Genomic DNA, 15,142 nt, shown 5'->3' on the forward strand with positions numbered 1-15,142 from the left:
TGCTAGCCTCATTACAAGAACCGAAGTAGCTCCAACGAGTACAGTTGTCGAGAATACTTCTAGTGCAGCAGTATCTACTGACACTACACCTACTAATGTCGCTACTCAGCCAACAGAAACAACTGCTACACAGCCTAGTAACGAGGCCGATAAAAAGGTTGAAACCGCTCAATCTAGTGAGACAGCTACAACCGATAGGGGTGCTGAACCTGCCACCGACAAACAAAATACAAATGAAAATAAGTCAGAGATTACTGAGGTCAGTGAGCATCCATTATCAGGACAAGAAATCTCTATCACTCGAGGTAAATTCACATCCGACGATCAAGGCAATTGGTACTATACCAAGGACGGAAAAAATCTCACTGGATGGAATAATGTAGAAGATCGCGAATACTATTTCCAAGAAGATGGAAAACAGGTCAAAGGCCAATTTGTTGAGGTAAATGGAAAGAACTATTATTTAGATGACCATACTGGTATGCTCCTAGTCAATTGCTACCTCGATAAAGATGGAAAACATTATCAAATAGATGAGAATGGGGTTGTGACAGAGAGAACTAAACTGCCTACAAACATTACTGGTGGACATTTTGAAGCCAATGATAAGGGGGAATGGTCTTATATCACTGAACAAGGTGAAAAATTGACTGGTTTCCAATATGTGGACGGTGTTGAACTCTATTTTGACAAAGATGGGAAACAACTCAAAGGTCAAGAAATCACAGTTGATGGAAAAACCTATTACTTAGATCAAAACACCGGTGCCCTTCTCAAAAATTCTTACCGCAATTGGTCTGAAAAACAGATTATCTCACGGTATAAAACAAACTACATATACCATACTAGTTACTTCAACCGAGATGGCATACGTGCCACAGGTCTCGTTAAAACAGCAGCTGGTTTCATTCACTATTTTGATGAAAATGGCGAACTGCTTAAGAATGTTGCTGTTAATGTAGGGGGCACAACCTATGTCTTTGGAGAGAGAGGACGTCTAGCTCGAAAATCCTTTATTTGGGATAAGGTAGATTTCACCTTCCCTGAAAATGTTAATTTTTATTATGGTGATGAAAAGGGCCACGCTGTTAAGGGACTTCAAACCATTGATGGTTACCAACTTTACTTCGATAAAGACGGTCGTCAAGCAAAAGATAAAATCGTTCAGATTGATGGTAAAACCTATTACTTTGATAAAAACAATGGACGTATGGTTAAAAATCAATGGGCCTCAGTCAATGTTGGTGGAATTAGTCCTGCATCAAAGGACTACCGTTCATACTATCTCGGAAATGATGGCGCTGCTGTGACTGGTTGGCAAGATATTGATGGAAAACACTTGTACTTCACCGATACCGGTATCTATGCTTCTAATGGCATCTATTCAATCAATGGTAAAAACTATCTATTTGAAAAAGGACAATTAGTCAAAGATGCTTATGGCGTTGTTGATAAGCCAGGGGCTAAAGTGAGATTAAAATATACCTATCGAACTAATGCAGATGGAGAAGTCCTAACTGGTAAACAAATTATCGATGGAACAGAATATATCTTTGCTTCAGATGGTCAAGTCGTCGATGGTGTTGTACGTTATGACGGGAAACTTTATCTAGTCAAAGATAGTAAAATAGAAAAAAACTATTTTGGAGCCTTCTTTTCTAAAAACGAAATTTTGGGTGGAATTAATTTCACTGGAATCTATGGAACTGATGAAAACGGTGTCCTCCTAGAGGGCGTCCAACGAAGCTTAGATGGTCAACTGCACTACTTCCAACCTGAGGTAAAAAGTGTTGATAAACCTACATGGAAAGAAATCGATGGCAAGCGCTATCGTCTAACAAAATGGTATCTTCCTGAACACCACGCTGGTATGTACACCACTATTATCCTCACTAACGATACTTTGAAAGTCGATGACAAGACCTATACGATTGATAATGAGGGAGTTGCAACTGAGTTTACGGCCAAAAACCAATTTGTTCGTGATGACAATTGGAACTGGTACTACTACGATACTGATGGCAAGCTCCTAACTGGTCGTCAAACCATTGATGGTGTTCAACTCTACTTTGATAAAAATGGTAAGCAAGTCAAAGGTAGCCTAGTAGACATTGATGGTGATACTTACTACTTTGACAAGGATAGTGGGGTTATGTGGACCAATAGTAGTCTAACTCTCAATGGAATGACCTACGAAATTGATGACCAAGGACGTGTGACATCGTCACTTCGAAATACCTTTGTTCAAGATAAAGATGGTGACTGGACCTACCTCAAAGATAAAGGACAAGTAGCTACCGGATGGCAGACTATTGATGGTATTCAACTCTACTTTGATGGCACTGGGAAACAAATCAAAGGTGAGCGTATCCTTATAGATGGAAAATACTACTATTTCGATAAGAACAGTGGCGAACTCCTTCGTAATGCATTCCATTCCTTTAGTTCATATATTCACTACTTTGGCAATGATGGAGCACAAGTTTTCGGCTGGTACACAATAAACGGTCACCGTGTTTACTTTAAAGAAGACGGTCTACAAGCTAAAGATAATGTCCTTTTAATTGACGGAAATTATTATTATTTCAATCAAGATGGCCAACTTCTTGTTAATGGTTCCGCTAAATCATATAATAGTTTATATCTTGCAGATTCAGAAGGAAAATTATTATCCGGGTGGAGAGAAATTGACGGTAAGACCTATTACCTAGATCCAAGCGAAAAGCACTACTACTATAATAGAACAGCATCTATAGACGGTAAGACCTATCTTTTCGGTTCTTACGCGGAATTATTGCGTAATGACACTAATTACGCATATGCTTCAGACGAAAATGGAATCGTTCGAACAGGATTCTACCGCACTGATAAAGGCTACCTATGCTATCTTGAGCCAAGAGTAATTTCTGACTACCAACCAACTTGGAAGGAAATTGACGGTAAGCTCTATCACTTCGAAAAATCAACTTCATTAGGGAAACATCTTTACGGTTCTCCAATCACAACCAATGCAACCCTTGAAAAAGATGGCAAAACCTATGTCATTGATGAAAATGGTGTGGCAACTGAGAAAGTGAATTAATGGGGAAAGAAAAAAATTTCTTCCACTTTAAGAAAACTTTAGGAATCGCTTTGTATACTACAACCATCCTAAAACTTTTCTTTTTCATAATCTCCTAAATCCAGGGCTCAGGTCCTGGATTTTTTTGTGCAAACATCTACTTCTCTCAAACGTCTCTATTGCACTATTAATTTAAACTATGAGTATGTATGAGTTTTCTATTGAAGTTATTAGAAAATAGGATTAAAATATAATCGTAAATTAATTTTTGGTGTTCATGTTGTTTTAAATGTCACAGCATGAATTTACCAAGTCACCATACAAGGGGGAAAATTATGGAAAACAAAGTTCGTTTCAAACTTCATAAAGTTAAGAAACATTGGATCACAATCGCTGCCTCAAGTTTGGCTATCGGGGCTTCACTAATTGGACTAGGACAGGTCGGAGCTGATGAAGTCAAGCCTGAAACGACTGCCGTTACCAGTCCTGAAAATGTCGTCTCTGACAGCAATCTTGAGACAAGTGCTAGCCTCATTACAAGAACCGAAGTAGCTCCAGCAAGCACTACTGTTGAGAAAGCTTCTAGTGAAGCAGTATCTTCTGACACTGCATATACTAATGCGACTAGTCAGCCTACAGAAACGACTACTACACAGCCTGCTAACGAGACTGATAAAAAGGTTGAAGCCGCTCAATCTGGTGAGACAGCTACAACCGATAGAAGTGTTGAAACCTCATCTGAAACAAGCGATAACGTAACTACTTCACAGGAAACACCTTCACAAGGTGGCAGATTCACTTCTGATGAGCAAGGTAACTGGTATTACCTAGACAGCGAGGGCCACAAACTAACTGGCCCACAAACCATCGATAGCTTTAACCTCTACTTCCATAACAATGGCATCCAAGCAAAGGGTGAAAAGGTAACCATTGATGGCAAGGATTACTACTACGATAAAGATAATGGACGTAAAGTAACTGATACAAGTATTGAAGTAGACGGTAAAACCTATTTAGCAGATGCCGATGGTATCCTTACCGAAAAAACACAACTACCTACTCAGGTCGTGACGGGTGGTCATTTCCAATCTGACAACCAAAAAGATTGGTATTACTACACTGCCAACGGTGAAAAATTGACTGGTTGGCAAAATGTTGATGGTGTCATCCTTTATTTTGATAAAGATGGCAAACAAGTCAAAGGACAAGAACGAGAGATTGGTGGAAAATACTATCGATTCGATGAGAATGATGGTTCTCTATTAACGAATCAGTGGCATCACACTTCAATTTTCAATGGCTATAGGACAGAACCTCAATATACAACTTATACTAATTACTTAGGCGAAGATGGTGCTGCATTTATTGGATGGCATACCATTGACAGTAAACGTTATTATTTCAAACCTGATGGACTTTTGGCTAAAAATGATACTGTCACAATTGATGGGAAGATTTATCTTTTTGATTACCAAGGACAATTGGTCAAGAACAAATATGGCATTGTTGAAACTCCTTCAATGTTCCATGCAAACACTTCTACCTACCGTACCAATGCTAACGGCGAAGTCTTAACTGGTAAACAAATTATCGATGGAAAAGAATATATCTTTGCTTCAAAGGGTCAAGTTGTTGATGGTATCATAGGTTATGACAGCAAACTTTATCTAGTCACAGATAGTAAAATAGAAAAAAACTATTTTGGAGCCCTTTTTTCAAAAAAAACATTTTGGGGCGGGCCTAGTTTCTCTGGAATCTATGGAACTGATAAAAACGGTGTCCTCCTCGAGGGCATCCAACGAGGCTCTGATGGTCAACTGCACTACTTCCAACCTGAGGTAAAAAGTGTTGATAAACCTACATGGAAAGAAATCGATGGCAAGCGCTATCGTCTAACAAAATCATATCGAACAGAAAGATATGCTGGTATGTACACCACTATTATCCTTACTAACGACACTTTGAAAGTCGATGATAAGACCTACACAATTGATAATGAGGGAGTTGTGACTGAATTTACGGCTAAAAACCAATTTGTTCGTGATGATTTCTGGAACTGGTACTACTACGACAAAGAGGGCAAACTCCTAACAGACCGTCAAACCATTGATGGTGTTCAACTCTACTTTGATAAAAATGGTAAGCAAGTCAAAGGTAGCCTAGTAGAGATTGATGGTAAAACTTACTACTTTGACAAAGACAGTGGGGCTATGTGGACGAATACCACTCTCGAAAAAGACGGCAAGACTTATATCATCGATGAAAATGGTGTGGCTACTGAGAAAGTGAATTAAAAAGGAAAGACAAAATATTTCTACCACTTTAAGAAAACTTTAGGATTTAATTTATATACTATAACCATCCTAAAACTTTTCTTTTTCATAATCTCCTAAATTCAGGGCCTATGCCCTGGATTTTTTTGTTTTTTAAACTCTTGTGACTGCTAAAATTATGACATTTGCCATTCACTCTCTTTTTATGTAATCGTTTTCTTATTTTTATCTAAATTTCTTATTTTTTCTTGAAACTCTCTAAAATAGCGCTATAATAGAACTTAGGAAATGGAGGAAAAAGTATGAAAGTACATTCTAATTTTACTGGACAAAAGTCCAAAAAACGTCTGATCGCATTCTCATGTGCAACTGCCCTTGCAGGTTTTGCCCTCATAGCAAGACCTGCCTTCGCTGAGGAAGCTAAAGCTGAAAACTCATCAAACCTTGATGTGACTGCTGCTACCACTGCCAATGTGGAAACTATAGCAGACCTCGTAGAAACAAAGGTTGTTGAAGCTCCTCCTACTACTGAAAATGTAACTAGCACTGAAAGTACCACAAATGTTTCAGAACAAGCTACAACTTCTGCTACAAGCTCTGAAACTGCAAGTGAAATGGCTTTAACAACTGCAAGCGAAAGCCAAGCACCTGCAAAATCGGCCACAGGCCAAACACGAGAAGCTGTAACTACAGACCGAGCTGCCAGTGAAACTGCTTCAGTACCTAATGAAACAAACGTCACTGGTGGTCAGTACTATAGTGATGACCAAGGCAACTGGTACTATAAAGATGCCAGCGGTAAAAACCTTACTGGAGACCAAACCATTGATGGTGTACGTGTCTCTTTCCGCGAAGATGGTAAACAAATTAAAGGGCCAGATTTCTATTGGTCTGGTGATCTACGTCGTTATTTCGATGATAATTCTGGTCAACTTCAAACCAATCGTTACCTAGAATACAAGGGCAATTGGTATTATTTAGATGCTACTGGACGACCACTAACAGGCGAACAAACTATCAATGGTCAAGAAGTTTATTTTAATAATGATGGTATTCAAATCAAAGGTGACTTTAGTGGAGAATCTTATAGTTATCCAGATCAAAGCTTCTATTACGACCCTAACTCTGGTGCAAGGGTCCGAAAAGAAGGTCTAGTTCAGAATAAAAAAGGCCAAACTTTCTACATCAAGAACGATGGTTCTAAATTTACAGGAATACGTGAAATTGATGGTAACATCTACTATTTCAAAGCACGTGAAGCTGCCTCTCCTGTTGATACCGGCGTCCTACAAAAGGGAATCAGTATTTTACTAGAAGAAGGTCAAAATTCACCACGTTCTTACGGTTATGGTACTCCTATTAATATTACACGTCGCTATTATTTTGACTCAGTTACTGGTCAAGCCGTTAAAAACCGCTATGTCCAAGAAAATGATGGCTGGTACTACTATGGTGAAGATGGAAATGCTATTCGTCCTCAGAATGGTGAAGCCAATATAGATGGTCAAATCGTTTACCTCTATGCCAATGGTCGTCAGGCTAAAGGAGAGCTTGTTCTCGACAATGGTATTCTTCGCTACTATGATCCTAATTCTGGAGCACGCGTCACTAACACCACTCTAACAATTAATGGTATGACCTATCGATTTGATGAAAATGGTGTCGGTACGGATGCTCCTAACCCAAATGGTTATTATAGTGATGATAACGGAAACTGGTATTATAAAAACGCAAATGGAGACAACCTTACTGGAGCTCAAATTATCAATGGACAAAAAGTGTTCTTCCGTGACAACGGTCAACAGGTCAAAGGGGCTTATGGTAATTCTTACGGTGATTTATACGCATTCTACGATGTTAATTCAGGAAACCTTGTAACCAATCGTTATATTGACTTCATGGGTAATTGGTTTTATGTAGGTAAAGATGGTAAACCAGTCAAGGGACCTCGAAATATCGATGGACAAGATGTCTTCTTCAACTATCGAGGGGTACAAGCCAAAGGTGATTTTGGTCGAGATGGCGTATATATGCCTGAGTACTACTACGATAAAGATAATGGTCGCAAAGTAACCAAAGCTGGGTTTGTCAAAGATAACAGAGGCTTAACTTACTATCTTGACGAGAAAGGTGAAAAAGTCCTTGGACTTCATGAAATCAATGGTGACTTATATTACTTCCGTCAAGGAGGTGCCTATAAATACACCCAACTAGGTGACATGTGGCAAGACAGCATTAATTACATTGATGGTAAGATCTACTACTTCGATCAATTTGGTAAGGCTGCCAAAAACCGCTTTGTCTTTACGGAAGGAGCTTGGCACTATTTCTACGGCGATGGTACAGCAGCTACCGGTGCCGTTCAAATTAATGGGCAAAAACTTTACTTCGATACAAATCATGGTAGACAAGTTAAAGGCGCTTTTGCACCAGATGGTCACTACTACGATGAAAACTCTGGTGAACTAGTCACCAACCAAACACGTACTATCAAAGGTGTAACTTATCATTTTGATGAAAATGGTAATGCGACTAAAGTTTAAGACATCCCTTACTTTAAGAAAACTTTAGGATCTCCTCTATATACTATAATCATCCTAAAACTTTTCTTTTTCATAATCTCCTAATCCAGGACTCAAGTCCTGGATTTTTTTAAACTCTTATGACTGCTAAAATTGTGAATTTTACCTTGTTAGTCACTTTGGAATGTAATCGTTTTCTTATTTTTATCTAAATTTCTTATATTTTCTTGAAAGTCTCTAAAATAGCGCTATAATAGGACTTAGGAAATGGAGGAAAAATTATGAAAGTACATTCTACTTTTACTGGATCTAAGTCCAAAAAACATCTGATTGCATTCTCATGTGCAACTGCTCTTGCAGGTTTTGCCTTCATCGCAAAGCCTGCCTTCGCTGAAGAAGCTAAAGCTGACAACGCATCAAACCTTGATGTGACTGCTGCTACCACTGCCAATGTAGAAACCACAGCAGACCTCGTAGAAACTAAGGTTGTTGAAGCTCCTGCTACTACTGAAAAAGTTGCTAGCACTGAAAGCACTACAAATGACTCAGAACAAGCCACAACTTCTGTTGCAAGCTCTGAAACTACCAGTGAAACAGCTTCAACAACTGTAAGTGAAAGCCAAGCTCCTTCAGAATCAGCCTCTGGCCAAACACGCGAAGCTGTATCTACAGACCGAGCTGCCAGTGAGACAGCTTCAGTTAACGAAACTTCGAACAGTGAAACTAATATCACAGGTGGTCAATACTATAGAGACGAATACGGCTATTGGCATTACAAAGATGCTAGCGGTAAAGACCTGACTGGACCACAAACTGTTGATGGCGTTAAGGTTTACTTCGACCAAGGTGGTGTTCAGGTTAAAGGAGAATTTACCTGGGACGGTCACTATTATGACAAAGATTCTGGTGCTCTTGTTACTAATAAATTCGTTGATAGTTACAGTAGCACCTATTACCTAGATGAAAATGGAAATAAAGTAATCGGACCCAAGGAAATTAATGGGGTATGGCATTATTTTAATCAGTATGGTGAACAAGTTAAGGGTAGATTTGCTTCTGATAACCGTTATTACGACGAAAACGGTAAACAAGTTGATTTTGGGACAAACCGCTATTTCGAATTAAACGGGGAATGGTACTATGCTGGAAATGATGGTGCTATTTTAAAGGGACCACAAACCATCGATGGCGTTAAGGTTTACTTCGACCGAGGAGGTGTTCAAGTTAAAGGCTATTTTGTTAAAGATAGTACTGACAATAATGAACGCTATTATGATAAAGATTCTGGTGCTCTAGCTACTAACCAATATATCATTGCCTACAACCCCTACAGACATAGAAATGAACGTTATTATGTTAACGACCAAGGAGTTCGGTTAACTGGTCCTCAAACAATTGATGGTAAACAAGTCTACTTTGATAAATACGAGGGATGCCAAGTTTTCGACAATTTTGGCGATGATGGTTACTTTTACGATCAGGACGGTAATCGTGTTGATCTTGGTGCCAATCGTTATGTTCAAATCAGAGACAATTGGTACTATGTCGGTAACGATGGAAAAATTTTAACCGGTGAACACATTATTGATGGAGCTCACGTTTATTTTGAATATGGAGGTAAACAAGTTAAAGGAGATTTTGACTATAAAAATCAATTTCACGATAAAGACTCTGGAAATCTAGTTACTAATCGTTTCGTTACCGTTAATGACAAGACCTACTTCATTGGAGCAGATAGTAAGGCTATTAAAGGAGCGACCGTCATCGACAACATTGAATACTTCTTTGACGAAAAAACTGGCGCTCAGGTTAAGGGAAATTTCGCAAGTAACAAAAAATATTATAACAGTACTACTGGTGCTCTCGTAATCAATAGTTATGTCCAAGTCGACAAAGACTGGTACTACGTAGGCAATGACGGTAAACGGCTTAAAGGTTCTCAAACCATTAACAATGTTCCTGTATACTTTGACCCTTATGATGGTAAACAAGCCAAAGGTGTCTTTGGTAATGACGGCTACTTCTACGACAAAGATTCTGGTGCTAGAGTAGATTTGGGAACAAATCGCTATGTCCAAGTTAATGATAATTGGTACTACGTCAATGCTGAGGGTAAAATTCTCAAGGGCGAACAAACCATCGATGGGGTTCAAGTCAACTTTGATTCTTATAGCGGTATCCAAACCAAGGGAGGATTTGTTGATTCTAATGGTCGAGTAATCAGTAAAGAGAACTACAATACTTATGAAAGACCTAGTAAGTTCTATGATAAAAATTCTGGAGCTCTTGTAAAAGGTCAATACTTTAACCACAATGGAAACTGGTACTACGCTGATGCGGAGGGGAATATCCTTAAAGGCTCACAAACCATTGATGGGGTGCACGTTTACTTTGACTCTTATGGAGTACAAGCTAAAGACGCAATCGCAGAAGGCTACTACTACGATAAAGACTCTGGTGCTCGTCACGAAGCCCCTCGTAAGCAATTTATAAAGGCTGGTGGTAAATTATACTATCTTGACGATGATAATAAGATAAGTTCTGGTTATAAAAAAATTGACGGTAAGGATTATTTTATTACAGGATATGGGGAAGTTTTAAGAGGAGAATTCGGACCTTACGGTTACGAACCATACTATGATAGTGAGACTGGGGCTGCTGTACGACAAAGAGGTTTTGTTAAATCTGGACGTAACTGGTACTACCTAGATGATGAAGGAAATAAAGTATTAGGACTTGCCAAAATAGATGGTAATCTCTACTATTTCAGTAATCCCGTCGCAACAAAATACCGAATGGGCGAACAAGTTAAAGGAGAGCTGGTGAAACCTTATAGTTTCTTCAACTACAACCGTTCACCCTATGACAATCCTGTCTACTACTTCGACGCTGAGACTGGGGCTGCTGTAACCAATCAATTCTTCAATTGGAAGGGCAATTGGTACTACTTCGGTAACGATGGAAAGGCTCTTATCTTTGATCAAGTCATCAATGGTCAACACCTCTACTTTGATTATCAAGGTAAGCAAATTAAAGGCAATTTCGTTACAGACTACAAGGGTACTCGTTATTACGATGAAAACTCTGGTGAGCTCGTAACCAACCAAACACGTACCATCAATGGTGTGACTTATCACTTTGATGAAAATGGACGTGCGAAACAATTGTAAAATAAGTCCGAAAATTGACTAAAATTATTCTTACTAGTCTTACAGATAAAAAAACAAACAAAAAGCCAAAATCAGCATTCTGATTTTGGCTTTTTGTTAGGTAAAGAATTTATTGGTCCTTTTTCAGTCTTTTTAGGTGTTTATAGAGACCGAAGGCACGATCCAGTTGCATGGATTCGATAGGACGTTTGCCCTTGATATAGAGATTTCCATTGGTCGCATTCATCAACCCTGTCTTAGCAATGGCATAACCAGTAATCATACCACTATAAAGGAATCTTTCTAGTTCCTTGACATCTAAAACTCGACTTGAAGGTTCAAGGGGACCATATTCTGCTTCATAGATATCCACAAGTCTTTTAAACTTATAGGCCGTTTTTATGGGCATATCTCCGATAGTTCCCTTTGAATAATAATGATAAAGATTCTGTGGGCTTAAGTCTGCAGAGGCTACCTCTTGACCGTTGGGCGAGTAGGGTTGGAGCTTAATGAAAGTATTGAGCTTACCAATATCGATGTGGTAGTCGCTAACATTTTCCTTAGGAATAGGGAAGTCATCCCTATCAATAATCTCCCTTCGTCTGATGGTAGCCAACAATTCATAAGGCTCAACTCTAAGTCTTTTTGAAAATTTTTCTAAAGTATCAAGCGAAACCGTTCCTCTTTGATTGATCAGGTTATAGTTGGTTTGAGCCATACCAGATGAGACTACAAAGACTGTCATGCGTTCTCTGACTTCCCCCTCATCCATATCTTCCGTGATTTCCAGCTTCTTGCGAATGTTGTGCCACAAGTTTTCGGTGACCTGTTCAGGATCTCTTGGAAACTCAAAAACCTCATGCTGATTGTCTCGAGCTAAGAGCTTCCCAAGTGTAATGTTTTTCCCAGTCACCTTGGCCAGACCGTTAGTAATGGTCACAATCTTTGGAATATTTCCCTTAGGCTTGTTCATAAAGAGCATCCGAAGGCTTCCTGACGGAATCCCCGTGGCTTCTGAGAGCTCTCTGTAACTCTTTTTGTCTTTCCAAAATTCCCCCATACGAGCTTTTTCTGCATTTTCCCAGAAAAGCTCCTTAAGGGGTTTGGGGGCATTCGGCTCATCCGAAAATAGTCGTTTTGACATCATTGTCTCCCTCTAAAATTGCTGTTTAAAAATTAGTCCAAATCTATTATCTCATATTTTTAATAAAAATCAAATCATTTCCTAATCAATAATCATTACAATCAGCTAGTCGTTTAGAGTTTTTCTTGGGTTAATTGAGCACAAAAATTCCCCTCGTACTTAAACGAAGGGAGTTGTTTGACTAATAATTCCAGTTTACCAAGAGATAAATTAAGCTCGAGCCAAACATATCTGCTAAGGCATGAACGAGGAAAAATGGAAGCAAGTTTTTAACCTTGTATTTATAAAGGAAATAATAGAGGAGACCAAAGGCCACACCGATAACCAGAGCCCATAGCATGCCCTGATAGGTATGGAAGGACACACGAACAATGGTTGAAAAGAGTAAGACCAACCACTTATACTTGTCCTTAACCGAGGTCAAGAGTCCTAGGAAGAAAAATTCCTCGTAGAAACCGTTGAGCAACCCATAAGCAATCGCCATAGGTGACAAAGCCATAAACTTATCAATCACAGCCATAGGGCTAATAAAGGCTAGAACTTGAGGACTAAAATAATTATATTGTCCCGACAAAGTACTTACCATATCAGCAAATAAGCCCATGATAGCGAAAATAAAGGGTACCCAAAAGAGAACAGACCACTTTAGACGTATAGGTAATTGTTTAAAGTCAAAATGGCGTATCCACAGATAAATAATCGCTAAAGCTAGGAGAATAATCTGCAAGGTGAAATTGCTAGAGTAAGCTGCTCCTTCACTGGCTGTATTCGTTGATGTCTCACTGATTGCTGTAGAAAGGCTTGGAGACAAACTGGCCAAATACATCTGTGTCGAACGAACAATAAACTGACCGAACATAATCAGCGTAACAATACTGATATCAAACCATCTCAGTTCCTTGAGCGGCTGCTCAGGATGAATTTTCTTAAGTAAAGACATGGTCCTTCCCTTCTTTCTAGTATCTTCATCGAAGACTGCTTCATTTTTTAAGGTTATTATAAGTCATAAACCTTAAAGTAACACTAAAATTTGCAGTAAGATTAGTATTTCATTTAAGGAAAGAAAAAGCAAGGGAAAGCATGTTTCCTTTGCTTTAAACATGTTATTAATCGTTCTTTTTGACAACGCTAACTAAGACAAGGAGTTGGAAAATAGCTAAAGCAAATAAGACCATAAAGCCATTTCGACTACCTTGAGCCGTTGCTTGTGCAAAGTCAACCTTGTGATTAGCTTGACTCATAGCAACAATTAGAGATGCTAGGGTTGTTCCCACTGCTCCTGCAAATTGTTGGAGCGTGTTAAAGATGGCATTGGCATCAGCACGTTGATCTAGCGACAGTTGTTTCTGTCCATTGGTCATGACATTACCAAAGGAAACGCCAAGCCCCGTCATGAAAATCATGTAAAAAACGAGGATCAACGTATTGGAAAGAGAGAGACCAAACAAGCTAAATAACAACTGAGCGAGTACGATAAGGATTGCTCCAATCAGAATCGGTTTACGAGCTCCCATCTTATCTAAAATGATACCTGAGAATGGAGCGAATCCTGCACCGATAATAGCACCTGGGAGCAACATCAGAGCTGCAAGAGTTGTATTCGAGTGGTTAACCAATTGCACATAGTTTGGCAAGAGAAAACTCATCGCAAGGGATCCCAATTGGAAAGAGAAGAAAGCGATGATATGACCTGTCAGTTTATGATTTTTCAAAATAGAGAGGTTGATGATGGGGTTGTCCAATGTTGTTGAACGCCAAATCAAAAGGACAAGACCTAAGATACCAATTAAAAGCCAACCTAAGACTGAGAAACTGAAGAAAGCATGATCAGCAACCCCATGAAGGCCTAAAATCAAACCCAAGAAAAGAAAGATGGTAGCCAGTAGACTGAGGATATCTAAAGATTCACGTTGCACCTCACTCTTTTGCTCAATTGATCGAAGCCCCGCAATCAGTGAAGCCAAGAGAATAGGAAACTGGACGAGGAAGATAGAACGCCAACCAAAGTGTGCTGTCAAGAGACCACCAACAGTGGGGCCAATGGCTGGAGCAACGGCTGTAATCAGTGTTCCAACTCCCATCATGAGACCAATCTTACGACTTGGTACCTGCTCCAAAATGATGTTAAACATGAGAGGTAGGGCAAAACCAACCCCCATCCCTTGAACCAATCGTCCCAAAACAACAAAGCTAAAACTAGGCGCTATAAAGTCGATGAGGACACCTAAAATAGACAATAGATTTGCGACCAGAAAGATGGTTTTCATCTTAAACGAGCGCTTGAGATAGGCAGATAAGGGAACCACGCAAGCGACCACTAGGAGATAAATGGTTGTAACCCACTGTACGGTTGACGTATTGACTGAAAATGCCTTCATCAATACGGGAAAGGTGATGTTCATAGCTGTTTCACCAGCTACTCCACAAAATGAAAGGATTCCTGTCGCAAAGATGGCACACAGGACCTTGGTGGAGATTTTTTCGTCTGACATAAGTATTTGTTCCTCCTAAATAAACTTAAATATTACGGTAGTGTTGTAAGATTTTGAGAAAAACTTCTCGCTCTTTAGCTGAAAATTGCTGGGCAAACTCTTCTTCCTCTTTTCGAAGATAAGATTGACAGGCAAAAGCGATATTAAGGGCTTTATCCGTGAGAACAACTGCCTTTTGCCTAGCATCTTTTGAAGATGTGTGGCGTTCAATCAGGCCTTTCTTCTCCATTCGCTGTAAGAGCACTGTCGTTGTCGAACGCTGAATTTCAAATTCGCGCTCAATGTCCCGTTGAAAGACTTCTTGATCCGCATGATTAGTTATAAAATCAATGACAGCCATCTGATTTCCAGTCAAGTCATACTGCCTAGCAAACTGGTCAAAATGACGCATCATATTATTATTGGCTTGTTTTAACAAGCGTCCAAAATGGTCCAAAAAAATGACTCCTTAACTATATTGTTAGCTAACTAGCAGTATAGAAGAATTATTACCTCAAGTCA

At 39.3% G+C, this 15,142-nt stretch carries 8 protein-coding genes; 4 read left to right on the forward strand and 4 right to left on the reverse strand.

Annotation, left to right across the window (positions count from 1 at the left end; genetic code table 11):
• The 4 genes from HMPREF2697_RS02515 to HMPREF2697_RS02530 form a co-directional block, all read left to right on the forward strand.
• Positions 1–3,082: choline-binding protein (locus HMPREF2697_RS02515; protein ID WP_070849526.1), on the forward strand; the 3,082-nt coding region annotated here is incomplete at its 5' end.
• A 314-nt stretch (positions 3,083–3,396) separates the two neighbouring features.
• Complete coding sequence (locus tag HMPREF2697_RS02520; RefSeq protein WP_070849528.1) at positions 3,397–5,355, forward strand: KxYKxGKxW signal peptide domain-containing protein; 1,959 nt, start codon at positions 3,397–3,399, stop codon at positions 5,353–5,355.
• A gap of 281 nt (positions 5,356–5,636) precedes the next feature.
• Positions 5,637–7,877 carry a glucosyl transferase gene (locus HMPREF2697_RS02525; protein WP_004182213.1) on the forward strand — a complete coding sequence of 747 codons (2,241 nt, stop codon included), beginning with the start codon at positions 5,637–5,639 and terminating at the stop codon, positions 7,875–7,877.
• A 260-nt stretch (positions 7,878–8,137) separates the two neighbouring features.
• Positions 8,138–11,026 (forward strand): glucosyl transferase, encoded by a 2,889-nt coding sequence (locus HMPREF2697_RS02530; RefSeq protein WP_004182212.1) that lies wholly within the window; start codon positions 8,138–8,140, stop codon positions 11,024–11,026.
• A 109-nt stretch (positions 11,027–11,135) separates the two neighbouring features.
• Here the strand turns inward: HMPREF2697_RS02530 and HMPREF2697_RS02535 are convergent, their stop codons facing one another.
• The 4 genes from HMPREF2697_RS02535 to HMPREF2697_RS02550 all read right to left on the reverse strand — a co-directional run bounded on the left by HMPREF2697_RS02535 (position 11,136) and on the right by HMPREF2697_RS02550 (position 15,077).
• On the reverse strand, positions 11,136–12,149 hold the full coding sequence (locus tag HMPREF2697_RS02535; protein ID WP_002886937.1) for a hypothetical protein: 1,014 nt from the start codon (positions 12,147–12,149) through the stop codon (positions 11,136–11,138).
• 181 nt (positions 12,150–12,330) lie between these two features.
• Positions 12,331–13,089: a CPBP family intramembrane glutamic endopeptidase gene (locus tag HMPREF2697_RS02540; protein ID WP_070849530.1), complete on the reverse strand. Its 759-nt coding sequence runs from the start codon at positions 13,087–13,089 to the stop codon at positions 12,331–12,333.
• A 166-nt stretch (positions 13,090–13,255) separates the two neighbouring features.
• Complete coding sequence (locus HMPREF2697_RS02545; RefSeq protein WP_070849532.1) at positions 13,256–14,641, reverse strand: MFS transporter; 1,386 nt, start codon at positions 14,639–14,641, stop codon at positions 13,256–13,258.
• A gap of 25 nt (positions 14,642–14,666) precedes the next feature.
• Positions 14,667–15,077: a MarR family winged helix-turn-helix transcriptional regulator gene (locus HMPREF2697_RS02550; RefSeq protein WP_070849533.1), complete on the reverse strand. Its 411-nt coding sequence runs from the start codon at positions 15,075–15,077 to the stop codon at positions 14,667–14,669.
• Between the last annotated feature and the right edge of the window lie 65 nt (positions 15,078–15,142).

The sequence above is a fragment of the Streptococcus sp. HMSC064D12 genome (assembly GCF_001837205.1).
GTDB classification, from domain to species: domain Bacteria; phylum Bacillota; class Bacilli; order Lactobacillales; family Streptococcaceae; genus Streptococcus; species Streptococcus salivarius_D.